General features: G+C 60.9%; 29 protein-coding genes and 1 tRNA gene. 13 read left to right on the plus strand and 17 right to left on the minus strand.

Going from position 1 to position 26820, the window contains the following annotated elements; genetic code table 11:
• Positions 1-50: 50 nt before the first annotated feature.
• The 5 genes from GR197_RS17800 to GR197_RS17820 form a co-directional block, all read right to left on the minus strand.
• On the minus strand, positions 51-1052 hold the full coding sequence (locus GR197_RS17800; protein WP_164011793.1) for an ATP-binding cassette domain-containing protein: 1002 nt from the start codon (positions 1050-1052) through the stop codon (positions 51-53).
• A 10-nt stretch (positions 1053-1062) separates the two neighbouring features.
• Positions 1063-2127, minus strand: a complete 1065-nt coding sequence (locus tag GR197_RS17805) for a Gfo/Idh/MocA family oxidoreductase (protein WP_164011795.1) — start codon at positions 2125-2127, stop codon at positions 1063-1065.
• Positions 2124-2963, minus strand: a complete 840-nt coding sequence (locus GR197_RS17810; protein ID WP_164011797.1) for a carbohydrate ABC transporter permease — start codon at positions 2961-2963, stop codon at positions 2124-2126. Before GR197_RS17810 ends, GR197_RS17805 begins: the two co-directional genes overlap by 4 nt.
• 9 nt (positions 2964-2972) lie before the next feature.
• A complete protein-coding gene (locus tag GR197_RS17815) occupies positions 2973-3920 on the minus strand; it encodes a carbohydrate ABC transporter permease (RefSeq protein ID WP_164011799.1) in 948 nt (315 codons plus the stop codon).
• Positions 3921-4129: 209 nt separating this feature from the next.
• Positions 4130-5389: an ABC transporter substrate-binding protein gene (locus GR197_RS17820; protein WP_164011801.1), complete on the minus strand. Its 1260-nt coding sequence runs from the start codon at positions 5387-5389 to the stop codon at positions 4130-4132.
• Positions 5390-5583: 194 nt separating this feature from the next.
• Here GR197_RS17820 and GR197_RS17825 point away from each other — a divergent pair, with 194 nt between their 5' ends.
• The 5 genes from GR197_RS17825 (at position 5584) to GR197_RS17845 (ending at position 8310) form a co-directional block, all read left to right on the plus strand.
• Positions 5584-5790 (plus strand): hypothetical protein, encoded by a 207-nt coding sequence (locus GR197_RS17825; protein WP_164011803.1) that lies wholly within the window; start codon positions 5584-5586, stop codon positions 5788-5790.
• 125 nt (positions 5791-5915) lie between these two features.
• Positions 5916-6800: an N-acetylglucosamine kinase gene (locus GR197_RS17830; protein ID WP_164011806.1), complete on the plus strand. Its 885-nt coding sequence runs from the start codon at positions 5916-5918 to the stop codon at positions 6798-6800.
• Positions 6797-7561, plus strand: a complete 765-nt coding sequence (locus GR197_RS17835) for a GntR family transcriptional regulator (RefSeq protein WP_164011808.1) — start codon at positions 6797-6799, stop codon at positions 7559-7561. Before GR197_RS17830 ends, GR197_RS17835 begins: the two co-directional genes overlap by 4 nt.
• Before the next feature lie 59 nt (positions 7562-7620).
• Positions 7621-7875, plus strand: coding sequence for a type II toxin-antitoxin system prevent-host-death family antitoxin (locus GR197_RS17840; protein WP_164011810.1), 255 nt, complete (start codon positions 7621-7623; stop codon positions 7873-7875).
• Positions 7876-7881: 6 nt separating this feature from the next.
• The gene (locus tag GR197_RS17845) at positions 7882-8310 is read left to right on the plus strand and encodes a hypothetical protein (protein WP_164011812.1); all 429 of its coding nucleotides are present in this window, start codon (positions 7882-7884) and stop codon (positions 8308-8310) included.
• A 311-nt stretch (positions 8311-8621) separates the two neighbouring features.
• Here the strand turns inward: GR197_RS17845 and metH are convergent, their stop codons facing one another.
• Positions 8622-12395: a methionine synthase gene (gene metH / locus GR197_RS17850; protein WP_164011814.1), complete on the minus strand. Its 3774-nt coding sequence runs from the start codon at positions 12393-12395 to the stop codon at positions 8622-8624.
• A gap of 171 nt (positions 12396-12566) precedes the next feature.
• Here metH and GR197_RS17855 point away from each other — a divergent pair, with 171 nt between their 5' ends.
• Positions 12567-13811: an AGE family epimerase/isomerase gene (locus GR197_RS17855; RefSeq protein ID WP_164011816.1), complete on the plus strand. Its 1245-nt coding sequence runs from the start codon at positions 12567-12569 to the stop codon at positions 13809-13811.
• A gap of 21 nt (positions 13812-13832) precedes the next feature.
• Here GR197_RS17855 and GR197_RS17860 read toward each other — a convergent pair whose 3' ends face one another.
• The 7 genes from GR197_RS17860 to GR197_RS17890 all read right to left on the minus strand — a co-directional run bounded on the left by GR197_RS17860 (position 13833) and on the right by GR197_RS17890 (position 20211).
• A complete protein-coding gene (locus GR197_RS17860) occupies positions 13833-14327 on the minus strand; it encodes a heme-degrading domain-containing protein (RefSeq protein ID WP_164011818.1) in 495 nt (164 codons plus the stop codon).
• Positions 14328-14418: 91 nt separating this feature from the next.
• Positions 14419-15030 (minus strand): flavin reductase family protein, encoded by a 612-nt coding sequence (locus GR197_RS17865; RefSeq protein ID WP_164011820.1) that lies wholly within the window; start codon positions 15028-15030, stop codon positions 14419-14421.
• Positions 15031-15034: 4 nt separating this feature from the next.
• The gene (locus tag GR197_RS17870; RefSeq protein WP_164011822.1) at positions 15035-15778 is read right to left on the minus strand and encodes an aspartate/glutamate racemase family protein; all 744 of its coding nucleotides are present in this window, start codon (positions 15776-15778) and stop codon (positions 15035-15037) included.
• A gap of 1 nt (position 15779) precedes the next feature.
• Positions 15780-16601 carry an ABC transporter permease gene (locus tag GR197_RS17875; protein WP_164011824.1) on the minus strand — a complete coding sequence of 274 codons (822 nt, stop codon included), beginning with the start codon at positions 16599-16601 and terminating at the stop codon, positions 15780-15782.
• Position 16602: 1 nt separating this feature from the next.
• Positions 16603-17508 (minus strand): ABC transporter permease, encoded by a 906-nt coding sequence (locus GR197_RS17880; protein WP_164011826.1) that lies wholly within the window; start codon positions 17506-17508, stop codon positions 16603-16605.
• Between the two features lie 266 nt (positions 17509-17774).
• On the minus strand, positions 17775-19073 hold the full coding sequence (locus tag GR197_RS17885) for an ABC transporter substrate-binding protein (RefSeq protein WP_164011827.1): 1299 nt from the start codon (positions 19071-19073) through the stop codon (positions 17775-17777).
• Positions 19074-19122: 49 nt separating this feature from the next.
• Positions 19123-20211: an ABC transporter ATP-binding protein gene (locus GR197_RS17890; RefSeq protein ID WP_164011828.1), complete on the minus strand. Its 1089-nt coding sequence runs from the start codon at positions 20209-20211 to the stop codon at positions 19123-19125.
• Positions 20212-20475: 264 nt separating this feature from the next.
• Here GR197_RS17890 and GR197_RS17895 point away from each other — a divergent pair, with 264 nt between their 5' ends.
• Entirely contained in the window at positions 20476-21186 is a 711-nt protein-coding gene (locus tag GR197_RS17895; protein ID WP_164011829.1) for a GntR family transcriptional regulator, read from the plus strand.
• Between the two features lie 75 nt (positions 21187-21261).
• On the opposite strand, the gene GR197_RS17900 is transcribed toward GR197_RS17895, so the two are convergent.
• Both GR197_RS17900 and GR197_RS17905 read right to left on the minus strand, forming a co-directional pair.
• On the minus strand, positions 21262-21675 hold the full coding sequence (locus GR197_RS17900; RefSeq protein WP_164011830.1) for a DUF4174 domain-containing protein: 414 nt from the start codon (positions 21673-21675) through the stop codon (positions 21262-21264).
• Positions 21676-21791: 116 nt separating this feature from the next.
• On the minus strand, positions 21792-22175 hold the full coding sequence (locus tag GR197_RS17905) for a hypothetical protein (protein WP_164011832.1): 384 nt from the start codon (positions 22173-22175) through the stop codon (positions 21792-21794).
• 359 nt (positions 22176-22534) lie between these two features.
• Between GR197_RS17905 and GR197_RS17910 the strand changes: the two genes are divergently transcribed.
• Both GR197_RS17910 and GR197_RS17915 read left to right on the plus strand, forming a co-directional pair.
• Positions 22535-22777 (plus strand): hypothetical protein, encoded by a 243-nt coding sequence (locus GR197_RS17910; protein ID WP_164011834.1) that lies wholly within the window; start codon positions 22535-22537, stop codon positions 22775-22777.
• Between the two features lie 26 nt (positions 22778-22803).
• Complete coding sequence (locus tag GR197_RS17915) at positions 22804-23043, plus strand: DUF2934 domain-containing protein (protein ID WP_164011835.1); 240 nt, start codon at positions 22804-22806, stop codon at positions 23041-23043.
• A 535-nt stretch (positions 23044-23578) separates the two neighbouring features.
• On the opposite strand, the gene GR197_RS17920 is transcribed toward GR197_RS17915, so the two are convergent.
• On the minus strand, positions 23579-23773 hold the full coding sequence (locus GR197_RS17920) for a hypothetical protein (RefSeq protein WP_164011837.1): 195 nt from the start codon (positions 23771-23773) through the stop codon (positions 23579-23581).
• A gap of 124 nt (positions 23774-23897) precedes the next feature.
• On the opposite strand from GR197_RS17920, the gene GR197_RS17925 reads away from it, so the two are divergent.
• From GR197_RS17925 to GR197_RS17935, 3 genes are all read left to right on the plus strand, one after another.
• The gene (locus tag GR197_RS17925; RefSeq protein WP_164011839.1) at positions 23898-24623 is read left to right on the plus strand and encodes a LuxR family transcriptional regulator; all 726 of its coding nucleotides are present in this window, start codon (positions 23898-23900) and stop codon (positions 24621-24623) included.
• 157 nt (positions 24624-24780) lie between these two features.
• Complete coding sequence (locus GR197_RS17930) at positions 24781-25446, plus strand: acyl-homoserine-lactone synthase (protein WP_164011840.1); 666 nt, start codon at positions 24781-24783, stop codon at positions 25444-25446.
• A complete protein-coding gene (locus tag GR197_RS17935; RefSeq protein WP_003593249.1) occupies positions 25443-25634 on the plus strand; it encodes a hypothetical protein in 192 nt (63 codons plus the stop codon). The genes GR197_RS17930 and GR197_RS17935 overlap by 4 nt, the downstream gene beginning before the upstream one ends.
• A 132-nt stretch (positions 25635-25766) precedes the next feature.
• On the opposite strand, the gene GR197_RS17940 is transcribed toward GR197_RS17935, so the two are convergent.
• The gene (locus GR197_RS17940; RefSeq protein WP_164011842.1) at positions 25767-26135 is read right to left on the minus strand and encodes a response regulator; all 369 of its coding nucleotides are present in this window, start codon (positions 26133-26135) and stop codon (positions 25767-25769) included.
• A 221-nt stretch (positions 26136-26356) separates the two neighbouring features.
• On the opposite strand from GR197_RS17940, the gene GR197_RS17945 reads away from it, so the two are divergent.
• Positions 26357-26432, plus strand: a tRNA-Ile gene (locus GR197_RS17945).
• The last annotated feature ends 388 nt before the right edge of the window (positions 26433-26820 follow it).

Here is a 26820-nt window from a genome sequence, read left to right on the forward strand (position 1 = left end):
GACTTTACGGGGTCAGTTCATCGGCGGGACTTTTTCGTTCTGTGATGCGCTCAGCGGATCGCCTGGTCGTCAACATCAAAGCGATGGACATGCGCCTGGTCCGGCGTCACATAGACGATCTCGTCGGGCTCGTACTGGTGTTCGCCGAACAGACGGGCCGTCAGCAGGCCACACTGGTCTGATTCCAGATAGATGATCGTGTCGGCACCGAGATGCTCGACATGCACGACCTTCGCAGCCCAAGTCCCCTGCTCGCGCGACAGCGTCATGTGTTCGGGACGCACGCCGATCGTCTTGGCACTGTGATCACCGACCTTCTCCGCCGCAATGAAATTCATCTGCGGTGAGCCGATGAAGCCGGCGACGAAAACATTGGCCGGTCTTTTGTAGAGTTCCATCGGCGAGCCGATCTGCTCGATCGCGCCCGCATTCAAGACGACAATCTTGTCGGCAAGCGTCATCGCCTCGACCTGATCGTGGGTGACGTAGATCATCGTTGCCTTCAGGCTGCGATGCAGCCGGGCGATTTCGAGGCGGGTCTGGACGCGCAGCGCGGCATCGAGGTTCGACAACGGCTCGTCGAACAGGAAAAGTTCCGGTTCACGCACGATGGCGCGGCCGATCGCGACGCGCTGGCGCTGCCCGCCGGAAAGCTCCGCCGGCCGCCGCGCCAGATAGGGCTCCAGCGACAACATGCCCGACGCCTTACCGACGCGCTTTTCGATCTCCTCCTTAGCGGTGCCGGCCTGTTTGAGGCCGAGCCCCATATTGTCCTTGACCGTCAGATGTGGATAGAGCGCATAGGATTGGAACACCATGGCGATGCCGCGCTTGGCCGGCGGCGTCAGCGTCTCGTCTCGGCCGTTGATGACGACAGCGCCCGAGGTGACGTCCTCCAGGCCTGCTATGCTGCGCAACAGCGTCGATTTCCCGCAGCCCGACGGTCCGACGAAGATGACGAATTCGCCGTCCTTGACCTCGAGGTCGATGCCTTTCAGCACCTCATGCGTACCATAGGTCTTGCGGATGGATTTGAGTTGAAGCGATCCCACTGATTTTCCCTTACAATCTGACCGGCTGGCCGGTACGCACGCTCTCGTCGGCGGCAAGGCAGATACGCAGCGACGCCACCGCATCCGCCATATGGCGATCGAGGTTCAGATCCTCACGGATCGCCCTCAGCACGAAGGCCTGTTCCAGGTCGCAGAGCGCCTGATGACCGGGCTCGCCCGTCATCGTGATGTCCTGGTCGGGCTGGATGAATTTGCCGTTCGGGCCGGTTTCGGCCGTATGCAGACGGATCACCGAGGTCTTGGTATGGGTGTCGATATCGTCGGACTTGGCGTTCGGATCCATGACGATCGACACCGCGCCCTTCGGCGACATCACATCCTTCACGAAGAAGGCGGTCTCCGAGATCATCGGGCCCCAGCCGGCCTCGTACCAGCCGACCGAACCGTCCTCGAACAGCACCTGCAATTGGCCGTAATTATACATGTCGGCGGCAATCTCGTCGGACAGCCGCAGCCCCATGCCGCGCACCTCGACAGCCCTGGCATCGGTGATCTGGCACATCACGTCGACATAATGCACGCCGCAATCGACGATCGGCGATGTGGTTTGCATCAGCGACTTGTGCGTCGCCCAGGTCGGGCCGCTGGACTGCTGATTGAGGTTCATGCGAAACACGTAAGGCGGGCCGAGCTTGCGCGCCTCTGCAATCAGCCTCGTCCAGGAAGGGTGATGGCGAAGAATATAACCGATCACCAGCTTGCGGCCTGCCTTCCTGGCAGCGGCCACGACGCGCTCTGCATCGGCGACCGTGGTCGCCAGCGGCTTCTCGACGAAGACGTCGCAGCCAGCCTCGAAGGCGGCGACGGCATAATCGGCATGGCTGTCGGAATAGGTGTTGATCGAGCAGAGGTCCGGCTTCAGCTCGGCGAGCGCCGTCGTAAAATCGGGATGGATCGTATAGCCCCGCAGCTCGGGCTCCAGCTTCGGCGTCGAGCGGTTGACCATACCGACGATCTCAAAGCCGGGATTGTTGTGATAGGCGAGCGCATGGCTGCGGCCCATATTGCCGAGGCCGGCAACGAGGACCCGGATCGGTTTATCGGATTGGCTCACTTGACGGCTCCTGACGTGATGCCGCGGATCAACTGCCGCGAGAAGATGACGTAAAGGACGAGGATCGGCAGGATCGCCAGCGACAGCGCCGCCAGCACCGCATTCCAGTTGGTGACGAACTGGCCAATGAAGATCTGCGAACCGAGCGTGACAGTCTTGGTGGCCTCGGAGGGTGCTAGAATCAGCGGGAACCAAAGATCATTCCAGATCGGGATCATCGTGAACACCGCGACCGTCGCCATCGCAGGGCGAACCAGTGGCAGCACCAGGCGGAAGAAGATTGCATATTCGGACAGGCCGTCGATGCGCCCGGCATTTTTCAGATCGTCCGAAACCGTGCGCATGAATTCCGACAGGATGAAGATCGCCAACGGAATGCCCTGCGCGGTATAGACGAGGATCAGCGCCGTCAGCGTATTGACGAGACCGGCCGCCACCATGCCCTGCAGGATCGCCACCGTGCCCAGACGGATCGGGATCATGATGCCGATCGCCATGTAGAGCCCGAGCAGCATATTGCCGCGGAAACGGTATTCAGAGAGCGCGAATGCCGCCATCGCGCCGAAGAGCAGCACCAGCAGGATCGAGACGATCGTCACGATGAAGCTGTTCTGGAAATAATTGGCGAAATCGCCCTGGCCGAGCACCGTCTGGTAGCCGACGAGGCTGAAGGTTGACGGCCTCGGCACCATCAGCGGCTCGCGGAAGATCGAGGCGCGATCCTTGAACGAGTTGACGATGGTCAGGAAAACAGGAAACAGCGCGACCAGCGTATAGGCGCCAAGCGCCAGATGCATGAGGCCGGTGCGAATGGGAGATGTGCGTGCCTTGGACATGCCCGCTCCTCAGAATTGGTAGCGACGCATGCGCCGCTGGATAACGAAAAGATAAAGCGAGACGCCGGCGAGGATGATGAGGAACATGACCGTGGCGATCGTCGCGCCCATTGAGCGGTCGCCGAGCTGAAGCTGGAAACCGAAGAAGGTGCGGTAAAGCAGCGTGCCGAGAATGTCGGTCGACATGTCAGGTCCGGCGAGAGCGCCCTGCACGGTGTAGATAAGGTCGAAAGCGTTGAAATTGCCGACGAAAGTCAGGATCGAGATGATGCCGATCGCCGGCAGGATGAGCGGCAGCTTGATCTTCCAGAATTGCGCCCAGCCGGTGATGCCGTCGCATTCGGCCGCCTCGATCACCTCTTCGGGAATGCTGAGCAGTGCGGCATAGATCAACATCATCGGAATGCCGATATATTGCCAATTCGAGATAAGCGATACGGCGATCAGCGCCGAACCGGGCTTGCCGAGCCAGGGCGCGAACAGGAATTTCAACCCGATGAGATCGAGCATCCAGGGCGCCACGCCCCAGATCGGCGAAAGGATCAGCTTCCAGATGAAGCCGACGATCACGAAGGAGAGCAGCGTCGGAAGGAATATCGCAGTGCGGTAAAAGGCGACGCCGCGTAGCTTCGGCACCGAAAGCAGGGCGGCAAGCGCCACGCCGATCGGGTTCTGCACACACATGTGGATGACGAAGAAGACAAGGTTGTTGACCAGCGCGTTCCAGAAATCATGCGCCCAGCGCGGATCGCCGAACAGAACCATGAAATTCGCAAAGCCGACGAAGGCCGGCTGCCCGTCGACCGTATTGTAGAGTGAAAGGCGGAGCGTTTCGATGAGCGGCAGGACCATGATGGCGGAATAGACAATGACCGCCGGCAGCATGAAGACGAAGATATGCCAGCGCACCGGGCGCTTGATCGGGACGATATCGACCGCGTTGTGGGTTTCGCTCATGGCTTTTGCCTGTTCTTGTCGACTGGCTGCGAGGCGCAGCACAGATGGAAACATGCTCCCACCCTGACCCTCTACCCACCTGGGAAGAGAGGGAACGCGCCCTGATGAGATCGGGCTGGGAGGTCGCTGCGAGTCTCCTTCTCCCCGCTCGCGGGGAGAAGGTGGCCGGCAGGCCGGATGAGGGGCCGCAAACGCCGCCCCTCGTCACATCACTTGGCCGGCTTGTACCAACTGTCGAGGCCCTTCTGGAGCTTCTCGGCAGCGACCTGCGGCGTATCAGTGCCGTTGATCACATTGGCCGATTCAACCCAGGTCTCGTTCTCGAGGTTGGGCTTGCCGCGCGACAGGATCTGGTAGGTCGAGCGCACGGTCGACTTGTACGGGCCGCGCCAGGAAACGAATTCCTGAGCAAGCGGATCGGACATCTTGACCGGGTTGGAGTTCAAGCTGAAGAAGCCCGGCAGCGCGTTGGCATAAATATCTGCGAATTCAGGCGAAGCGACCCAGGTGAGGAACTTCTTGGCTTCCTCGGCATGGGTGCTCTTCGCGTTCAGGGCGACGCCAATATCCGGATGGTCGGAGATGTAGCCCGTGTCGCCGGCCTTTGGAACCGGCGGCGGGAAGGCGCCCATCTTGAACTGGGCCTGGCTGTTGAACAACGAGATTTCCCACGAACCGGCCGGATAGATCGCTGCACGGCCGAGCGTGAAGAGGTTCTGGCTGTCGGAGTAGGTCTGCGCTTCAAAGCCGTCGCCGAGATAAGGCTTCCACTTGGCAAGCTCTTCATAGGGCTTGACCCAGTCGGCGTCGGTCAGCTTCTCCTTGCCGGAGATCAGGGCGGCGCGGCCGTCCTCACCCTTCCAGTAGTTCGGGCCGATGTTCTGGTAGCCCATCGTGGCGGCTTCCCAGAGGTCCTTCGTGCCCATGGCGAGCGGGATGTAGGTGCCGTCGGCCTTGATCTTGTCGAGTGCTGCGTAGAACTCGTCCTGCGTCTTCGGCACCGAGATACCGAGCTTGTCGAAGGCATCCTTGTTGTAGATGAAGCCGTGGATGACCGAAGCCATCGGCACGCAGAAGGTCGACTTTCCGTCGTCGGTGCTCCAGGCCGCCTTGGCGACCGGCGAGAAGTTCTCCATGCCCGAAAGGCTGGTGATGTCGGCGAGCTGCTTCTTGTTGAAGAGTTCGAGCGAGGCATCGAACGGACGGCAGGTGATGATATCGCCCGCCGAGCCGGCATCGAGCTTGGCGTTCAGCGATGCGTTGTATTCGGTCGGCGCGGTCGGCGAGAAGACGATCTTGATGCCCGGGTTCTTCGCTTCGAAGGCCGGGATGATCTTTTCCTGCCAGATCTGCAGGTCGTCGTTACGCCAGCTTTCGACCGTCAGCGTGACGTCGGCGGCATGGACGAGGCCTGCTGAACTCAGCAGACTGGAGGCAAGCAGCAAGCTTTTCAGAGCAGTATTTTTCATTTCCCTCTCCTGTGTTTTAAGCGCCGGAAGGCGCTGTTTTCGATCTGAAACAAGCAATCGGCGTGCCTGAGGAAACACCCAATGCCCCTTGGAGGACCGCCAGCGACTGCCGGCCCCGAAAGCTCGATAACCGCAAAGCCTGCGGTCGGAAGGCGCGCCCTGCAAGATGGTCTGCACCGGGCGCGGCGAAAAGCATGGGAAAAGCCGATGGATACCTGAGCTTCGCCACCAGCCTGACGATTGGCGGGGGCGTTTCTCGATCATCCTCGAAGCGGTTCCGGCTTGGCTTTGCTGCCGGTTTTCGTGGGCTTCGTTGTGCTGTTCCCTTGCGCCGAATTAAGGCCAAAAAAATACCAATTGTCCAGACGAATTTAACTTTTTGGCCGTCAAAAATTGATTAAAAAATTTTATACAACAAAAACAATATGATAAAATGATGGATTTTCCGACGCATTCCCACTTGGTAAATGGTATTTTTTTGGTATTGTAATAAAAACCGTAGGGAACGGTGTATTTCGGAGGCCCGATGACGGAGCTTGCAATCGGCATAGACGGCGGCGGAACGAGTTGCCGGGCGGCTGTCGCAGACAGAGACGGCAATATCATCGGCCGTGGCAAATCAGGCCCTGCCAACATCCTGTCCGATCTGGACAACTCTCTTCTCAATATCGTCGAATCCGCCCGGCAGGCGCTACGTGATGCCGGACTTGCCGCGGAAACCATCACCGCCGTTGCATCGGTTGTCGGCGTCGCCGGCGCCAATGTCGGCGATTACGGCAGACGGATCGAAGAAGCCCTGCCTTTTGCCGAAGGCCGAGTGGTCACCGATGCGCTGATTGCCCTGCAGGGCGCACTCGGCGATGCCGACGGCATCGTCGGCGCCTTCGGCACAGGTTCGGTCTATAACGCTCGCAGGAACGGCCGGCTGAACGGTATCGGCGGCTGGGGCTCCATTGTCGGCGACCAGGCAAGCGGCGCCCGGCTCGGCCGCGATCTGATGGAACGATCCCTGCTTGCCCATGACGGCGTGCGCCCGGCTTCACCGGTCACCGAAGCGATCTTGGCGGAATATGGCAACGATCCCGAACGTGTCGTCGAATTCGCCCATTCAGCAAGACCGACGGATTTTGCTCGTTACGCGCCCATCGTCTTCGAATATGCCACCAGGGGCGATGCGGTCGCGATCGGCATCGTCACCGATGCGGCGGCGGCAATCGGCGAAAGCCTGGACGCGTTGCTCTGGCCGGAATGCCGGTCGATCTGCCTGCTTGGCGGGCTTGCGAAAGCCTATGAACCGTGGCTTTCCGAACGCTACAAGTCACGGCTTGCCAGACCGAAGGGCGATGCCCTACAGGGTGCGGTGGAACTGGCCGTCAAACTCCTGAACGACAGGCAGAGAGGTGCCGCATGACCGACGACCTCGCCACCCTCCTGTCCCTGGAGCGCCTGCAGGCGGCCGGCACCGGCCCGCTCTACGTCAAGCTGCGCCGCACGCTCGAAGAAGCCGTGCGCACCGGCACACTCGGTCACGGCGATGCACTGCCGCCGGAGCGCGACATCGCAGAATTCGCCGCCGTCAGCCGCGTGACCGTGCGCAAGGCGATCGACGAACTCGTCGCCGACGGCCTGTTGGTGCGCCGCCACGGCTCGGGCACCTTCGTCGCCAAACCGGTCTCCAGGGTCGAGCAGCGCCTGTCGCAACTCACCTCCTTCACTGAGGACATGGCGCGCCGCGGCATGTCCTCCCGCTCCGAATGGCTGCACAAGGGCGTCCACACCCCCTCGCCCGACGAGATGATGATCCTCGGCCTCGGCACCGACGTGAAGGTTTCCCGCCTCTCCCGCCTGCGCATCGCCGACGACCAGCCGCTGGCGATCGAAAATGCCAGCGTCTCCGGTGAATTCCTGCCCGATCCCTCGGCAGTGACCAATTCGCTCTATGCCGAACTCGAACGTCTCCAGGTTCGCCCGGTGCGCGCCGTGCAGCGCATCTCGGCGACCAACATGAAGGAAGCCGACGCCCAGCTTCTCGGCGTCTCCGTCGGCGCCGCCGGCCTGTCGATCGAACGTATCTCCTATCTCGGCTCCGGCCGTGCCGTGGAATTCACCCGCTCACTCTATCGCGGCGATGCTTATGATTTCGTCGCCGAGCTGACGATCGGGGTAACCTGACGGCTTGAGTTTATCCAAATTATACGTATAATCTGGATATCAAAGTTTGGAACCTTATCATGGCTCGGACCACGGCTCTGGAATTTCAGCGAAAATTCGGCGAGTTTCAGCATCAGGCGCAACGCGAGCCCGTCGAGATCACCCGGCATGGCCGTCGTGAATTCGTCCTCATGACCGCCGAGCATTATGATTGGCTGAAAGCTGCCGCGCAACGGACGCACAGAACTGCCGACGCCTTGTCTGTCGTCATCGACGCGGTCGAAAGAGCGGAGATGGACGCGGCCCACACCTCTCTCGACGACCTGTTGAAATAGTCCATCATGGCGTCAATTCCCGAGCCGAAGCCCGGCCTTGTCGTGCGCTATGATTACCTGTGGTCGCGCGAAGCATCGGCGGGTCGCGATCAGGGCAAAGACAGGCCCGCCTGTCTTCTTGCGGCGAGCGACAGCCTGGCCAGTCCCCGCTATGTCGTTCTGCTGCCGATCACCCATACGCCACCGTCCGGCGATACGGTCGGAATAGAGATTCCGCCGAAGGTGAAGCGGGCGATCGGTCTGGACGACACCTCGAGTTGGGTCATCGTCTCCGAACACAATATCGATGAATGGCCGAATGGCGGGCTTTCACCCGTGCCGGGCAGCGAGGGAATGTTCGCCTACGGCTTCATTCCGCCTGGGCTTTTCGCAACGATCAAGGCGAAATTTCTCGATCTTGCCAAGGCAAGGAAAAGCGATCCCGTTCGCCGCTGATGCCTATTACTCCAAAGCGTCTGGCGACCGAGGCGGCGGCGTAGGTTCAATCTCTGTGGGCTCGAAGAAATCCGGCTCGTTTCCAATAAGTTTCCCCTTGAGAAGGCCGATTTTAAAGGAGGGCTGTATAATTGGAACGATCTTCACCATAGCCTTGCGCCCTCTGGCAATCACCAATCCGCTATCGAGTTCAAACAGCGTAGCTGTGGATTATTATCAAGTTACATCAAAGATATAGAGCCGGAAAGTGAATCACTTTCCGGCTTTATTATTTCCTAATTCATTGCATTAAGAGCGAGTAAGGCCGCTTCTTACGCCGCGTCCTCGATCTCCTCGCCCGTCTTGCGCGGCACATAATTGAGCACCGGCCCGAGCCAGCGTTCGACTTCGGAAACCTCCATACCCTTGCGCTTGGCATAGTCTTCCACTTGATCGCGCTCCACCTTGGCGACGCCGAAATAATAGGAGTCGGGGTGGCCGATATAGAGGCCGGAGACCGACGAGCCGGGCCACATCGCATAGCTCTCCGTCAGCTTCACGCCGGCCGCTTTTTCCGCATCGAGCAGCGTGAAAAGCGTTGCTTTTTCGGTGTGATCGGGCTGGGCGGGATAACCGGGCGCCGGGCGGATACCGGCATAGGCTTCGGTGATGAGATCCTCTTTGCTGAGCGTCTCGTCCTTCGCATAGCCCCAATATTCGCGGCGCACCTGCTCATGCATGCGCTCGGCGAAGGCTTCGGCGAAGCGGTCGGCCAGCGCCTTGACCAGGATCGAGGAGTAATCGTCGTTGGCCCGTTCGAAACGCTCGGCGATGGCGATTTCCTCGATGCCGGCCGTCACCACGAAGCCGCCGACATAATCCTGCACGCCGCTTGAAACCGGCGCGACGAAATCGGAGAGCGCCACGTTCGGCCGCCCGTCCCGCTTCGAAAGCTGCTGGCGCAGCGTGTAGAAGGTGGCGAGCTCCTGACTGCGGCTCTCGTCCGTGAACAGGCGGATGTCGTCGCCGACAGCACCGGCCGGCCAGAAGCCGATGACGGCGCGCGGGCGGAACCACTTCTCGTCGATGATCTTCTTGAGCATTGCCTGCGCATCGGCCCAGAGCGCACGCGCCGCCTCGCCCTGCTTCTCGTCCTCAAGAATGGCGGGGTAGCGGCCGCGCAGTTCCCAGGTCTGGAAGAACGGCGTCCAGTCGATATATCTGGCAAGCTCGGCCAGGTCGTAATCCTCGAACACCTGCGTGCCGAAGAATTGCGGCTTCGTCGGTTGATAGCCAGACCAGTCGACCTTATGCGCATTCTCGCGAGCCCGCGGCAATGGCAGGCGCACCTTCTCGGCTTCGCTGCGCGCATGGGCGGCCGCCACCTTGGCATATTCGGCTCTTATATCGTCGACGTAGCCGTGGCGCGCCTCCGGCGACAACAGCGCCGAGACGACACCGACGGCGCGGCTCGCATCGGTGACGTAGATCGCCTGCCCCTTGTTGTAGCCCGGATGGATTTTCACGGCCGTATGCACGCGGCTGGTCGTCGCCCCGCCGATCAAAAGCGGGATCTCGAAACCCTGCCGCTCCATTTCGGCCGCGACATGCACCATCTCGTCAAGCGACGGCGTGATCAGGCCGGAAAGACCGATGACATCGACCTTTTCGGCGATCGCCGTTTCGAGGATCTTCGTCGCCGGCACCATCACGCCGAGGTCGACGATCTCATAATTGTTGCAGGCAAGTACGACGCCGACGATGTTCTTGCCGATATCGTGGACGTCGCCCTTGACCGTCGCCATCAGGATCTTGCCGGCCGAGCGACGCTCCTCGCCGCCGTTCAGGCGCTTTTCCTCTTCCATGTGAGGCAGCAGCACGGCGACCGCCTGCTTCATGACGCGCGCCGACTTGACCACCTGCGGCAGGAACATCTTGCCCGAGCCGAACAGATCGCCGACGACGTTCATACCGGCCATCAGCGGCCCTTCGATGACATGCAGCGGCCGGGCGGCCTGCAGGCGGGCCTCCTCGGTGTCGGCTTCGATATATTCGGTGATGCCGTTCACCAGCGCATGTTCGAGCCGCTTCTCGACGCTCCATTCACGCCACGAGAGGTCCTGGACCCGACCTTCCCTGGCGCCGGCGCCACGGAAGCGCTCGGCCACTTCGAGCAGCCGCTCGGTGCCGTCGGGACGGCGGTTCAGCACCACGTCCTCGCAGGCCTCGCGCAGTTCGGGATCGATATTGTCGTAGACCGCAAGCTGGCCGGCATTGACGATGCCCATGTCCATGCCCGCCTGGATGGCGTGGTATAGGAACACCGCGTGCATCGCCTCGCGCACCGGCTCGTTGCCGCGGAACGAGAAGGACAGGTTGGAGACGCCGCCCGAGATATGGACGAGCGGCATGCGCTCGCGGATCGTCCGCGTCGCCTCGATGAAATCGACGCCGTAATTATTGTGCTCTTCGATGCCGGTCGCCACCGCGAAGATGTTCGGGTCAAAGATGATATCTTCAGGCGGGAAGCCGATCTTTTCGGTCAAAAGCTTATAGGCGCGGGTGCAAATTTCCACCTTGCGCTCGTAGCTGTCCGCCTGCCCCGTCTCGTCGAAGGCCATGACGACGACGGCAGCGCCGTAATTGTGCAGCAGCCGCGCCTGGGCGAGAAAATTCTCCTCGCCTTCCTTCAGCGAGATCGAGTTGACGATCGGCTTGCCCTGAACGCGCTTCAGGCCGGACTCGATGATCGAGAACTTCGAACTGTCGATCATGACAGGCACGCGGGCGATATCGGGCTCGGCGGCAATCAGGTTGAGGAACTCGACCATCGCCTTTTCGGAATCGATCAGCCCCTCGTCCATATTGATGTCGATCACCTGCGCGCCGTTTTCGACCTGGTCGCGCGCCACATCGAGCGCTGCCGTGTAATCGGCATTGGTGATCAGCTTGCGAAACTTCGCCGAGCCGGTGACGTTGGTGCGCTCGCCGACGTTGACGAAGGGAATATCCTTGGTCAGCTCGAAAGGTTCCAGACCCGACAGCGACATGAAGGGGCGATGCTCGGGAATCGGCCGCGGCTTATATTTCGCGACGGTCTCGGCGATTGCCCTGATATGTTCGGGCGTCGAGCCGCAGCAGCCGCCGACGATATTGACCAGGCCTTCGCGGGCGAAGCTGTCGATCTGCGCCGCCATCAGCTCCGGCGTTTCATCGTACTGACCGAATTCGTTCGGCAGGCCGGCATTCGGATAGGCGCAGATGAAGGTGTCGGCGACGCCGGAAAGCTCCTGCAGATGTGGGCGCATCGCATTAGCGCCGAGCGCGCAGTTGAGGCCGATTGTGAAGGGATTGGCATGGCGCACCGAGTTCCAGAAGGCCGACGGCGTCTGGCCCGAAAGCGTCCGGCCGGAAAGGTCGGTGATCGTGCCGGAGATCATCACCGGCAGGCGCACGCCCTTTGCCTCGAAGCGCTCCTCGCAGGCAAAGATCGCCGCCTTGGCGTTCAGCGTGTCGAAGATCGTCTCGATCAGGATGATGTCGGCGCCGCCGTCGATCAGCCCGTCGATCTGCTCGCCATAGGCAATACGCAGATCGTCGAAGCTCACGGCGCGAAAACCGGGATTGTTGACGTCAGGCGAGATCGAGGCGGTGCGGTTGGTCGGTCCGATGGCGCCGGCGACGAAGCGGCGGCGGCCATCCTCGCGCTCGGCGCGCTGTGCTGCCCGGCGCACGATCTCGGCGCCTTCCTTGTTGAGGTCGTAGACCGCGCCCTCCATCGCGTAATCGGCCTGCGCAATGCTGGTCGAGGAGAAGGTGTTGGTCTCGAGAATATCGGCGCCCGCCTTGGCGTATCGGTAATGGATCTCTTCGATCGCATCCGGCTGGGTCAGGATCAGAAGGTCGTTATTACCCTTCTGGTGGCAGGCGCAGCCGATGAAACGGGTTCCGCGGAACTGGTCTTCGTCATAGCCGAGCCCTTGGATTTGCGTGCCCATGGCGCCGTCGAGGACAAGGATGCGCTCGCTCGCAGCCTGTCGCAAAGCTGCGAAAACTTCATTGCGGTCACGTTTGCCCGTTTCCGGACCAAAGAGGTTGTCAAACACGGGAGGGCTCCTTGACGTCGTAAGACCAGACAGATCACATCACATAAAGATATCTTTATGTCAATATATGCCTATCGATTTCGTGCTTTGCAAGCCTGGCCCCATGACAGACTCGAATGGCCTCTATATAGGCATTTCAAGAGCATCGCGCACGAAATCGGAGGAAATGTCATGGCACCCGAGCTTGGAAACTGGACGAGCCGCGCCTATCATCGCGGCTGGCTGCTTGCCCAGGCAAATGGCCTCTTCGATTTCTTCCAGCACAATTCGCGCAATCCCAAGGGCGGCTTTTACGATCTTGACGATACCGGCAGGCCGCTCGACGCCGAGGGCCAGGTTCGCGGCATCCATATCGCGGCGCGCGCCGTGCATTGTTTCTCGATCGGCACGCTGCTCGGCCGCCCGGGTGCCAGCGACCTCGTCGACCACGGCATGGACTACCTCTGGAACCAGCATCGCGACCGGAAGAATGGCGGCTATTTCTGGTCGCTGAACAATGACGGTCCCGTCGACACCAACAAGCAGGGTTATGGCCATGCTTTCGTGCTGCTGGCCGCCTCCTCCGCCAAGACGATCGGCCATCCGCTTGCCGACGGCATGCTTGATGATATCACCGAGATCCTCAACACCAAGTTCTGGGAAGCAAAGCACGGCGCCATCGCCGAGGAATTCACCGCCGACTGGCAGCCGCTCGATGGCGGCACCTATCGCGGCCAGAACTCCAACATGCACCTGACCGAAGCGCTGATGGCCGCCTTCGAAGCCACCGGCGACAGGGAGTACCTGACCAAGGCCGAAAGCATCGCCGATCTGGTCATCCGCCGCCAAGCCGGTTCGGTCGACTGGCGCGTCGCCGAGCATTTCGACGCCGAATGGAATCTCGACAAGCACTACTATCATCCGAACGAAATGTTCCGCCCAGCCGGCACGACGCCCGGTCACTGGCTGGAATGGGCCCGCCTGATCCTGCAGCTCTGGACGCTCGGCGGCAAACGCATCGAATGGCTGCCGGATGCAGCCAAGGCGCTTTTCGCGCAATCCATGGCGCTCGGCTGGGACGATGACAAGGGCGGCTTTTTCTATACGCTCGATTGGGACGACAAGCCCGCCAAGCGCAACAAGCTCTGGTGGCCGGCCTGCGAGGGTGCTGCCGCCGCCCACTTCCTCAACGAGCACCTTCCGAGCGATTTCCACGAAGACAGCTACCGCAAGATCTGGAACGTCATCGAACGCGCCTTCATCGACCACAGGAACGGCGGCTGGCACGAGGAGTTGACGGAAGACCTCATTCCCTCGCACGCGCTCTTCCCCGGCAAGGGTGATATCTACCACGCCCTGCAGGCCTGCCTCATCCCGCTCTTCCCGGCAACCGGCAGCCTGACGAAGGGCATCACTGAAGCCGGCGGCCGGATCTGACGTCTCAGTAAGCCCGGCCCGTTAGAGTGGGGCGAGCCGCAGCGTGTCCAGATCCTTTGCGAGCATCAGCGCCAAGGCCTCGACCGCGAGATTGTGGTCGTCGCGCTGCGGCAGGCCGGAGACGGTGACCGCGCCGATGCAGCCGGTGCCCTTGACGTTGATCGGGAAACTGCCGCCATGCGGCGCATAGTCGGCGTCGGGAAGCCCGTTATCCTCAACCGTCTTGCCGTCCTTCCTCAGCTTTAGGCCGGAGGCATAACTGCTGCGGAAATAACGCAGCACCATGTTGCGCTTGCGACGGACCCAATTGACGTTGTCGGGCGTCACACCCGGCAATGCCGCATAGAAGACCGGCATTGCATGCAGGGTCACGTCGATTGCGATGCCAAGGCCGCGTTCGGTGGCGAGTTCCTGCAGCAGTTTGCCGAGCTGCCATGCCGTCGTCAGGTCGAAGGCGTCGAAACTCAGGGCCTTCTCCTGCTCCGCAATCCGGCTGAGATCGTCCTCGATTGTCATGGGCAAGCGCTCCTCTGCCGCGATAATTCGCTGCAGACAATTCTCGCCGGCAGCGAAAATGTAAAGCAAAAACTTAGGCCTACCTCACACGTCAGAGCTTCGGCGTCAGCATCTCGAAACGATCGCGGATGGTGGCGCAGGTATCGCCGCCGAGCCGCGCAATGGCGTCGAGCGCGGCAGGATCGACATGCAGTCGTTCCGGATCGACGACCCCGTCGCGGTAATGCGCATAGACGATCTCGCCCATGACGATCTGCCGCGAGCGGCCGAGCTCCAGGGTCACATGCCGGCGGCATTCGAAAGCGGCCGGCGCCTCGGCGATGAAGGGTGAGGCCACCTTCTCGCCTGATACCGCCGTCAATCCGGCTTCCTTCAGTTCGTCGACGCCGCGGGGATATTTGGCGCCGCAGACATGCATGGCCTGGGCGATGGCAAAGGAAACGATGTTGACCGTGAAGACCTCGGTCATGCGGATATTGTGGCCGGTGTCCTTGAACGACATGTCGGCATTGTTTTCGACCCCGATCGCCAGGATCGGCGGATCGGCCGAAAGGCAGTTGAAAAAACTGAAAGGCGCCGCGTTGATCCGGCCGTGCTCGTCGACCGTCGTCACCAGCGCGATCGGCCGCGGAATGATCGTACCGATCATCAGGTTGTAACGCTCGCGCTCCGAAAGCTGCTGGAAGTCGAAGGACACCGCCATCGGATCAGCCGACCTTCCGGACTGGCGAGAACCCGCTCATCGCCCCGGTAAAAATCTTCGGCAGCGGCGAGGCATAGGAGCCACGTTTACTGGTGGAAAGCTTAAGCGATACCAGCGCCTCGGCCTGCTTGACGGCGGCCGCCACACCATCGACGACCGGCACGCCGTAGATTTCCTGCAACTCGCGCGCCAGATCGGTCATGCCGGCGCAGCCGAGCACGATCGCCTCGGCGCCGTCTTCGGCAAGCGCCCGCTCGATCTCGGCCCGGAGCTTGCCGATTGCGCCCGAGGCCGCATCTTCAAGCTCCAGCACCGGGATATCGCAGGCGCGCACCTTGGCGCGGTCGCCCATCCCGTAACGGCGCACCAGATTGTCGATCAGCACCCGCGACCGCTCCAGCGTCGTCACCACGGTGAAGCGCTGCGCCAGGAAGCCGGCGGTCACGACTGCAGATTCGCAAAGCCCGAGGATGGGCACATCGGCAAAGCTCCGTGCCGCTTCGAGCCCGGTATCGTCAAAGCAGGCAATGACAGCCGCGTCGTAGCCGGCCGCCTGTCGCTCCTTGAGTTCGCTAAGCAGACCGGGGATCGCCAGCGCGCCGTCGTAATGACCCTCGATGGAGACGGGGCCCATGCGCGAGGTGGCGGCGATAATCTCCGTACCTGAAGCAGCCACCGCGCGTGCGGCGGTCGCGGCCTTCTCGGTCATGGAGGCCGTGGTGTTCGGATTGACGATGAGAATGCGCATGTCAGTCTATCTTTGCCTGCCGCCGGCCGAGCATGGTCATGATGCCGAGCGCGATGAGAATGATGGTGAAGGAAAACAGCGTCGTCACCGTGCCGAGCGCATAGAGCACCGGCGTCGTGACATTGGTCGTCATGCCATAGATTTCGAGCGGCAGCGTATTGTAGCTGCCCGAGGTCATCAGTGTGCGGGCGAATTCGTCATAGGAGAGCGTGAAGCCGAACAGACCGACGCCGATCAGGCTCGGCGCGATCATCGGCAGTACCACATGCAGGAACGTTTGCCACGAACTGGCGCCAAGGTCGCGCGCCGCCTCTTCATAGGCCGGCGAGAAGCGGTTGAAGACGGCAAACATGATCAGCACGCCGAACGGCAGCGTCCAGGTGAGATGCGCGCCGAAGGCCGATGAATACCAGGCGGGCCTCAGCCCTCCTTCCTGGAAGACGACGCCGATGCCGAGCGAGATGATGATCGACGGCACCACGAGACTTGCGACGGTGGCGTAGAATAGCGCGGTCGAACCTGGAAAACGGCGGCGGAAGGCAAGGCCGGCGAGCAGCGACACGGTGACGGTCACCGCCATCACCATCAGTCCGAGGGTGAAGGAGCGCCGAAAGGAGGCGCCGAAATCGCCGACCGCCTGCTTCTCGAACAGGTTGAAGAACCAGTGGATGGAAACGCCATTCATCGGGAAGGTCAGGCCGCCGTCCGGCCCCTGGAAGGAGAGGATCAGGATCGCCGAAAGCGGGCCGTAGAGGAACAGCACGAAGATGACGAAGAAGATCGCCAGCAGATAGAATTCGAGGCCGCGTTTTTCGTAGTTCATCTCAAAGCTCCTTGCGGATGTCGACGACACGCAGGATGGCCGCGACCATCAAAAGCACCACGGCAAGCAGCACCACGGCATTGGCGGCCGCCGCCGGATATTGCAGCAGCGACATCTGGTTCTTCATCATCAGCGCCACCGAGGCACTCTGGCCGCCGGACATCACCTGCACCGTCGAAAAGTCGGCCATCACCAGGGTGACGACGAAGATCGTGCCGATCGCCATGCCGGGTTTGGCAAGCGGAATGACGACGTTCCACAGCACCTGCCAGCCCGATGCGCCGGCATCGCGCGCCGCCTCGAACAGCGACCGGTCGATGCGCATCAGCGTGTTGAAGATCGGCGTCACCATGAACAGCGTATAGAGATGCACCATGGCGAGCACGACGGCGAAATCGGAATAGAGCAGCCATTCGATCGGCTGGGGGATGATGCCCATCTTGATCAGTGCCGAATTGACGAGACCATTGCGCCCGAGCACCGGGATCCACGAAATCATCCGGATGATGTTCGAGGTCATGAACGGCACGGTACAGATGAGAAAGAGGATCATCTGCGTCGAGGTCTTGCGGATGTGGAAGGCCAGGAAATAGGCGACCCAGAAACCGATAAGAAGCGTCAGCCCCCAGACGATCGCGGTGAATTTCAGCGTGTTGAGATAGGTCTTCCACGTCACCCATGAACCGAGCGTGTCGGTATAGTTCATCGTCAGGAAATCGGGATAGAGACCGGCGAAATCATAGTCCCAGAAGCTGACGACGGCGATCATCGCGATCGGCAGCAGGAAGAAGAAGGCGAGAATGCCGATCAGCGGCATCGCCTGGAGATAGGAGATGGCTGATGGGGAGAGACGGAAAGAACGTCTGCCGCGGCTGCCCTCTTCCGTTTCTGCTGCGATGGTTGCCATATCCGGTTCTCCCTTTATCCATATTCAGGCGGACGAGGGATGCCCATCATCCGCCTGCCGGCACCTTCTCCCCGCAGGCGGGGAGAAGGGAATCGCGGCAGCGCCTCGGCCACCACGAACCTTCCGTCGGATAGGGAGGGCTCAAAACAGACCCCTCCCCAACCCTCCCCACAAGGGGGAGGGAGTTACTGTGCCGCACCCTCGCCGGGCTCCCTCCCCCTTGTGGGGAGGGTTGGGGAGGGGAAAGCGGCAAACGCCGACCTGCATCAGGCAGCGATGAACTCGTTCCAGCGGCGGACCATGTAGCGGTCTTCGTCCATCACGGAGTTCCAGCAGGCGACGGCGCCCATGCGGGCTTCGAAGGAGCCGCCGTCGCGGACAGCACCGGCCTTCTCCATCACCTTGCCCTCGGGAGACAGGATATCGCCCTGCGCCGGCTTGCCCTCGATCCAGTAGCCCCATTCATCGGCCGACATGAATTCCTTGGCGGTGTCCATGGCGGCAGAATAGTAGCCCTGGCGGTTGAGGTAGCCGCCGACCCAGCCTGATGTGTACCAGTTGATGTATTCGTAAGCCGCATCGAGCTCGGCGCCCTTCAGATGCGAGGCAAGGCCGAGACCGCCGCCCCAGGCGCGATAGCCTTCCTTGAGCGGCTGGAAGGTGCAGGCGATGCCCTTGGAGCGGACGGCGGCCACGGCCGGCGACCACATCGACTGGATGACGACTTCACCCGAGGCCATCAGGTTGACCGACTCGTCGAACGACTTCCAGAAGGCGCGGAACTGGCCGTCGCCCTTGGTCTTGATCAGGAATTCGATGGTCTTGTCGATCTCTTCCTTGGTCATGTTGCCCTTGTCGGCATATTTGATCTTGCCGGAGGCTTCCATGATCATTGCCGCATCCATGATGCCGATCGACGGAATGTTGAGGATCGCGGTCTTGCCCTTGAAAGCCGGGTCGAGAATATCGGCCCAGCTGGTGATCGGACGGCCGGTGAGGTCGGGGCGGATGCCGAGCGTGTCGGCATTGTAGATGGTGGGAACCATCGTCATCCACTGCGTCGGCTCCTTGGCGAATTTCTTGGACCCCTGCGCTTCGACGAAGCCGACCGTGTGCGGCGCCGTGCCCTGGGCAATGACGCTGTCTGCCTTCAGCTTGCCGTTGATGAACAACGGCACGATCTTGTCGTAATATTTCAGCTTCTTGACGTCCATCGGCTGCATCACGCCTGTTGGAAACACCTTCTTGGCGATCCAGTATTCGATGTCGGCAATATCGTAGCTGTCAGGCTGGGTGACGGCGCGCTGGGCGGCGGCGTCGGAATCGGTCGCCGTCATCTCCAGCGTGATGCCGAGGTCGGCCTTGCACTTCTCGGCGATGGCATTGATGTTCGAAACACCGGTGCCGAACTGACGAAGCGTGATGTTGGTCTTCGCCCAGATTGTCGGGAAGCCGGTGATCGCGCCGGAGCCGGCAATGGCGCCGACGGCGGCAGCACCCGTCTTCAGCAGGGTGCGGCGGGAAAGACCCTTTTCCGCCTTGGTCGATGTGGTTTCAGTCGTCATGTCAGTTCCCCTTTTTGTTGGATGGGCAAGGTTGGTTGTCGACGGTGGTTCAAGCGGAAGCGCGGCCGAGCAGTACGGCATCCTCGAGCGCCCAGCTGAGTGAGACCGCGTCGCCGACGGCGACCGGACGGGCGAAATAGTCGCTATCGCCTGATATGACGGTGAAATCGTCGCTGCCGGCGCCGATAACGGTGATCTTCACCGAAGAGCCGCGATATTCGATGTTGGAGACGATCCCGTCGAAGCCGAGCGTCCATTCGGTCGCCACCTGCAGGCGCACGCGGTCGGTGCGGATGCCGATGTCGACGGGCTCCCCGACCTCCCTGCCCGTTCCACGTACCGAAAAGCTCTGCCCCTCCGGCACGGTCATGACGAGCATACCGTTCTCGCTCGACGTCACCTGGCCGGTGAGCACGTTGTGATCGCCCATGAACCGGGCAACGAAGGCGGTCGCCGGCTTCTCGAAAATTTCGCGCGGTGCGGCCGCCTGCTCGATCCTTCCGTCATTCATGATGACGATGACGTCGGCGAGCGCCATCGCCTCCTCCTGGCTGTGGGTGACGTGCACGAAGGTGATGCCGAGCGACTTCTGCAGCTTCTTGAGCTCCGCGCGCATGCGGATCTTCAAAAACGGATCGAGCGCCGACAGCGGCTCGTCGAGCAGCAGCGCTTCCGGGTCAGTGATCAGCGCGCGCGCCAGCGCCACGCGCTGTTGCTGGCCGCCGGAAAGCTGGGCCGGGCGCCTGACGGCATAGGACTCCATCTGCATCAGCTTCAGCATCTCGAGCGCCTTGGCCCGCCGTTCCGCCTTGTCGACGCCCTTCATCTTCAGGCTGAAGGCGACGTTGTCGATCAGGTCGAGATGCGGGAACAGCGCATAGGACTGGAACATCATCGCCGTGCCGCGCCTGGCCGGCGGAAAATCGGTGACGACTGTATTGCCGAGCCGGATATCGCCCGAGGAGATGCTCTCGTGGCCGGCAATCATCCGCAGCGTCGAGGTCTTGCCGCAGCCCGACGGGCCGAGGAAGCAGCAATAGGAGCCGGCCGGAATCTTCAGGCTGATTTCATCGACCGCCGTCGTCGCGCCGTAGACCTTCGAAACGGATACTAAACCGATCTCTGCCGCTTTCGACATCATGCTTCCCCTGTTTGGAAAAGACGATGCATTCGCCGTGCCAGATTCCCGCACACCGCGCCAAGCTCTTGTGAAACAAGGCTTTTATCAAGGCCATACCCATGAGAAAATTATGAGCACGACCAGCGTCTGCACATGATTTAGGCTATCGTGCTCAATTTTTGCAATGGATCGTATACAATTTAACCGGAATTTCGGGCACAAAATCATTTAACTTTTGCCGCGAAGCCGGATATGGTTTGCCCGCCATCAGGGAATGATTTCATGAAATCCGCCGCCACGGCTCAGCAGGCCGAAGAATCCGCCGAAACCGGCGCGCAACAGATCCGCGACGCCATTCGTGAGGCGATCGTCGAACGCAGGCTTTCGCCCGGCACCAAGCTTTCCGAAAGCGATGTCGGCAATCTCTTCAACGTCAGCCGCACGCTCGCCCGCGCCGCTTTGCAGGCGCTCTCCTATGAGGGCCTCGTCAGCGTCGAAAAGAACCGCGGCGCCTTCGTTGCCTATCCCTCGCCTGAAGAAGCCCGCCAGATTTTCTCGGCCCGTCGCTTGGTCGAGCCCGGCCTGTTGCGTGAGGCAGCGGCGCGGATCACCCCCGATGACATCAGAGATCTGAGAGAGCTGTTGCTGGAAGAGGGCCGGCTGATGAGCGAGCGTGGACAGACGGCGCGCCGCGCCGAGATCAAGGCATCCGGCGATTTCCACCTGATGCTGGCGGTCATATCCGGCAATGCGATCATGCAGCGCTTCATGGAGGAACTCGTTGCCCGCTCGTCCCTGGTGATCGCGCTTTACGGCCAGTCGACCGCCTCGAGCTGCGGCCATTCCGAACACGGCGAGATCATCTCGGCAATCGAAAGCAACGAACTCGACCGCGCCTGCGAGCTGATGCTGCATCACATCGCCCATATCGAGGCCGATCTCGACCTGCGCGAACGCAAGAGCCTCGGCCTCAAGGAAGCCTTCGAACTTTAGAGCATGTCTCGGCAAAGACGCCGGACGCGCGCCTTTCGCCACACTCCGTGTCACGTCAAGCGGAGGGTCGAAACACTACCATGGCGTCTGCTTCGGCAGCATTTCGAAGGCCGCGAAGATATCCTCGGCAGTCCTCGGCTCGCTCGAGCGCAGCTTCACGGCGCCGTCGCGGCCGACCAGGATCAGCCCGAACTCGCCGGATGGCGGCCCCTGCAGCCGCTCTCTGACATCGTCGGCATCGAGTTCGGAGCCGTCGTCGAACGGCGAGAAAGCGCCGCCGCCGGCGATGATGAAAACCTCGACATCCTCCTCGATGAGACGCATATGCGCGTTCCGCAGCCATTCGTCCTGGATGACGGCGCGGTCGTCCTGCGCATCGGCGAAGATGAGCAGGACCCGCTTCCTGTCGCGAAACTGCTCGAGCGATTGCGGAAGCTCCGGCGGACGCCGCGGAGCGCCGATGATTTCATGAACGATGGATTTCAGCATGATGCTCATTCCTCACCCGCACTGATGGCGGGCCTGCCGATAAAACGGCTGGCAATGGGCGAGGTTCCGCCAGGAAGCGGAAAAGGATCGCAGCCATGGCCGCGATCCTCATCCAATCAGTCGCGGTTCTGGTCTTCGGCTGTGTGAGCCGAAGCGGCGACGAGATCGACCGTGCCGTTGGCAAGAAGGCGCTTGCGCACCAGCACGCGCATCACGCGCGCCGCCGTCGAGAAAGTCATCTGGTCGAGCGGGCCTTCGCCCTCCCACGGCTTGGTCAGCCGTTCGGTAACGGCGCCGACGATATTCATCGGCACGATGTCTGTGCATTCGCGCATGGCTTCGAAAACGAAGCCGATGGGGATGACCCGTCCTTCGTAAGTCACGATCGGTTCGGTCAGTTCGCTGTCCCATTCCTCGAAGGCATAGAGCGCTTCGCGAAACAGCTGCTGGAGGGTAAACGGCGCGTGGCCGTCATGAAGTGGCGGCAGGGCATTCATCATGTCTGTCTCCTCTTGATGGGTTGAAGCCAAAGTCCTCCGGTATCGGTCGCGCCAACGCGGGGAACGGAACGTTTTGCTGCCCCTGCGAACCGATTAACACGATTGATTCTATAGACTAACGCGCCGGGGTAAACCCCATTTATCGGCAATCGCGGAAGCGAATTCCATAACGCGCTGATATTCCTGCATTTTTTAGTTGAAATTTTCCCAGGAGCGGCCGTTCTGGAAAATCCATGCCGCAGCTCCAGATTGCCCCGTAATGGCACCATCGGGCGAAAAAACCCTGAAAATTCACGGAACTTTTGCCGCTGTAATCTGTTTTGTTCTCACATTCGCAAAACAGTCTGGGGTAATCACCAATGACGCAAATCCGTGAACCGGAGCGCCGAAGCAGGATCCTGCGCGGCCGGCCCTACAGCCTTGATGAATTCGCTTCCAAATATGGCCTGCTGAGCCATCAGGCCGAAAGCCTGTTCACCCGCTTTGGGCCCTCCTCGATCGAACTCGACCTGCTGATGGCCGCCAAGCGCCGCCTGCCGGTTCGCCACGAGGGACCGGTTCCGCAGGACGGGCCGGTTAATCAGGACAGAATTGCCGAATAAACACCTTTAACGAATGGAATGATTAGATGAGCAGCAGACGTCATGAATGGATCAGCAAAAGAGCTTACGCAATCTGGGAAGAACAGGGCCGCCCGCAAGGGCGTGATGACGATCACTGGCGCCAGGCGGTTGCCGAACGCGATGCGCTGGAACGCACACAGGCCTCCATTGATGGCCGCGAGGTGCTGGTGAAATTTCGCCCGAAGCAGCCGAAGCTCGAAATACTGCGCGAGGACTGGGTCAACCCTTCGACAAAGGTTGGTTGATCTCTATCTCATACTGGCTTCTGCACCGGTGGCCGCCCTCGCCCTTCGAGGCCCCTACGGGGCACCTCAGGATGAGAGCGGAGAAAAGGTGCGGCTTGCCTCATCACAGAGTGGAATGGCGCGCCGGCGCCCAATTGCAAAACACGGCCCACCGCTCAGCCCATCAGCCACGCGGCACAACAACTAGCCCTCATGGTGAGGAGGCCAGCAGGGCCGTCTCGAACCACGAGGGCGGGTGATGAGCAGACGCGGGAGCGTCCGCAATGGCACAGTGCAACCGCTTCCCCGACGACCATTGCTCCCACCGGAAACGCTTCATCAACCATATTGACACAAATCCATGGAGTACGGGCTTTCCCCCTACCCACCCGCGACATTGCCGCTCGACACTTTCTTCGCAAAATCGGACACGGATAAGAATGAAACGTGGTCACTCGCGGGACACGGACTTCATCTGGCCGCAGCACCAATTCCGGTGTCCGGCCGATCCTGTAGTATCGGGAAAAGCCTGAAACGCCCGCCAGGGCAGGCCATGTCAGAAAGCGCTGTTTTCCACGCAAAGCGCCCGGTGGACCTCGGTCCAGAACAGCGCCAGCGGCGTGTCGCCGTTGCGTTCGGCAACGAGCGCGCGGATCAGCGCTTCGGAGCCTGCCATGTCCTGCCAGCTGGATTTTAGGCCCTTGGCGGCCTGTTGGCATTCGGCAATCTCGAATGGTCTTCTGCTGTCCATATGAGGTCTCCTCGTGGAAAGGCGCTAGCAGACGGAGCCTGGATTGTCATTCCCCGCATATGTGGGGATGCCTTGTATTTATGAGGGTCCTCGCGGTAGGATTGAGGGAATTGGGGCAGTGGAAATGACTGAGAATACCTATAGCGAAAAGTTCGAGTCCGCCTTCGAACAGATCAAGGCCGCGGCCAATGTGGATGGCGCCATCCGCGTTCTGCAGGCGGAATATGGCCTCGATTTCGTCACCTACCACCTCGCCCAGACGATCGCCAGCAAGATCGATTCGCCCTTCGTGCGCACCACCTATCCGGATGCCTGGGTCTCCCGCTACCTCCTGAACAGCTATGTAAAGGTCGATCCGATCGTCAAGCAGGGCTTCGAACGCCAGCTGCCGTTCGACTGGAGCGAGGTAGAGCCGACGCCGGAGGCCTATGCCATGCTGGTCGACGCCCAGAAGCACGGCATTGGCGGCAACGGCTACTCCATTCCCGTCGCCGACAAGGCGCAGCGCCGCGCCCTCCTGTCGGTGAATGCCCGTATCCCGGCCGACGAATGGACCGAACTCGTCCGCCGCTGCCGCAACGAATGGATCGAGATCGCCCATCTGATCCATCGCAAGGCGGTCTATGAGTTGCACGGCGAGAACGATCCGGTGCCGGCGCTGTCGCCGCGCGAAATCGAGTGCCTGCACTGGACGGCGCTCGGCAAGGATTACAAGGATATCTCGGTCATCCTGGGCATTTCCGAGCACACCACGCGCGATTATCTGAAGACCGCCCGCTTCAAGCTCGGCTGCGCCACGATTTCGGCCGCCGCCTCGCGGGCCGTGCAATTGCGCATCATCAATCCCTGATCTTTGTTTGGCGCATGTCGTGATCGCAAAACCGCGCCACGGTTTTGCGCGATATGTTCTGCCCCCCTCATCTGAGGGGGCCCATCTGAGGGAATTTCCGATCGGGCCTGCCTGAACCATTCTGCTCTCCACGAACTTGCAAACGCTGGAGGGCAAGATGTTTGTAATCATTCAGGCTCATGAGTATCAGAAATACGCTGCCGTACTCGATCAGATGTTTCGCCTGCGCAAGCAGGTCTTCGCCGATACGCTCGGCTGGGACGTTCCCGTTGTCGGCCCTTACGAGCGCGATAGCTACGATGCGCTGGCTCCCGCCTATCTCGTCTGGTGCAACGACAGCCGCACCCGCCTTTATGGCGGCATGCGCCTGATGCCGACGACCGGCCCGACCCTTCTCTACGATGTCTTCCGCGAGACTTTCCCCGATGCCGCCGATCTTATCGCGCCGGGCATCTGGGAGGGCACGCGCATGTGCATCGATGAGGAGGCGATCGCCAGGGATTTCCCCAATATCGACGCCGGCCGGGCCTTCTCGATGATGCTGCTGGCGCTTTGCGAATGCGCGCTGGATCACGGCATCCACACGATGATTTCCAACTACGAGCCCTATCTCAAGCGCGTCTACAAACGTGCCGGCGCCGAAGTGGAGGAACTCGGCCGCGCAGACGGTTACGGCAAGTATCCGGTCTGCTGCGGCGCCTTCGAAGTGTCGGACCGCGTGCTGCGCAAGATGCGCGCCGCCCTCGGCCTGACCCTACCCCTTTACGTCAGACACGTGCCGGCCCGCTCGGTCGTGACCCAATTCCTGGAGATGGCAGCATGAACCGCCTCGCTGAAACCGCAATACAGAAAGATATCGGCGCCTTGGAGCGCCACGTGCTCGCGTCCCGCGACATTGCCACGCAGATAGGGGATCCCTTCCTCTCCTATCTCCTCTCGATGGCGCTGTTCACGATCTACGAAAAGAAGGCTCATCACGAGAACGAGGCGCTGAAGAGCAGCTTCAGCTGAGGGCGCACCCCCTCCGCACGCCCGAAGACAGCATGTCTCCCGGCGCCTCGCGCGCAGCCGCAAAAACAGTCCCCGTTTTGCGGCTGCGCGCCCAATCACGTCATGGGGAAGTCCTATCGCCAGGCAATCCAGTCATGTCATCAGCGAGGCGATCGTCGAGATCAGCGCGTCGTGCATATACGGCTTCGGCAGGAAGGCGGTATTGGCGGGCAGCGCCATCGGGTCAAGCCGCACCATGCCCGAGGTGATGATGATGCCGATATTCGGCCGCATCGCCCTCACCCGCGTGGCAAGCTGGATACCGTCCATCGAACCCGCCATATTGACATCGGTGAACAGGATATCGACATCCTGCCGGCCCTTCAGCACCACCAGCGCCTCGTCGGCATTCGCCGCCTCCAGCGCCACATGGCCGACCTCTTCCAGCACATCGAGGACATTAAACCGGATCAGCGGTTCGTCCTCGACGATAAGCACCACGGCACTGTTCAACGCCACCATCTGCAATCGCCCTCCTCATCGAATCCAATCTCTGTAATTGTCGCCCACGCGAGAAGGTTCCAGTACCGGCGCCCAGGAAATATGCATCGTCCACAGATGCTTGCGCTCTGCGCTTGTGGCTCTCTGCAATTTGCGTTAGAGCGAACCGATGCTGCGGGAACCATTGCCCCGGCATCACGGCGCCGGCCTCCGGCGCCCAAGGCGCCCACCACCGGCGTCAAGGGCCTGTAGCTCAATGGTTAGAGCCGGCGGCTCATAACCGCTTGGTTGGGGGTTCGAGTCCCTCCGGGCCTACCATTCCCTTAGAAATCAATGCCTTAGAGACCGAATTTCCTGGGTGTAGCCGGTGTAGCCGGACGCGAAAATTCGGAATTTGACATTTAGTTCTGGAATTTTGAATTGGGTTAAAAGCTAAAGCCCGCTCAAAATCAATCTGAAAGGGTGCCCGCCGACTTCGCGGTGACCCTTGCGAGGGTGCATTCAGATGCGTCGGCCGATTTTGCGTTTGATGATGATCTGAGAATGAATAAATCCGAGGGCTTCTGGATCTGAAAAGCCGTGAGCGTCCGGCGAGCGGATTTTGCTGATCGGGCAAATCGGGCGATGTTCTGGCATTAGAACCAGCATTAGTGCTGACATTAATACCAGATCGAAGAGGTTGCATGGCTCGCATGGAGATCATGTC

Origin of the sequence: Rhizobium phaseoli (genome assembly GCF_010668805.1) — a bacterium.
GTDB classification, from domain to species: Bacteria; Pseudomonadota; Alphaproteobacteria; order Rhizobiales; family Rhizobiaceae; genus Rhizobium; species Rhizobium phaseoli_A.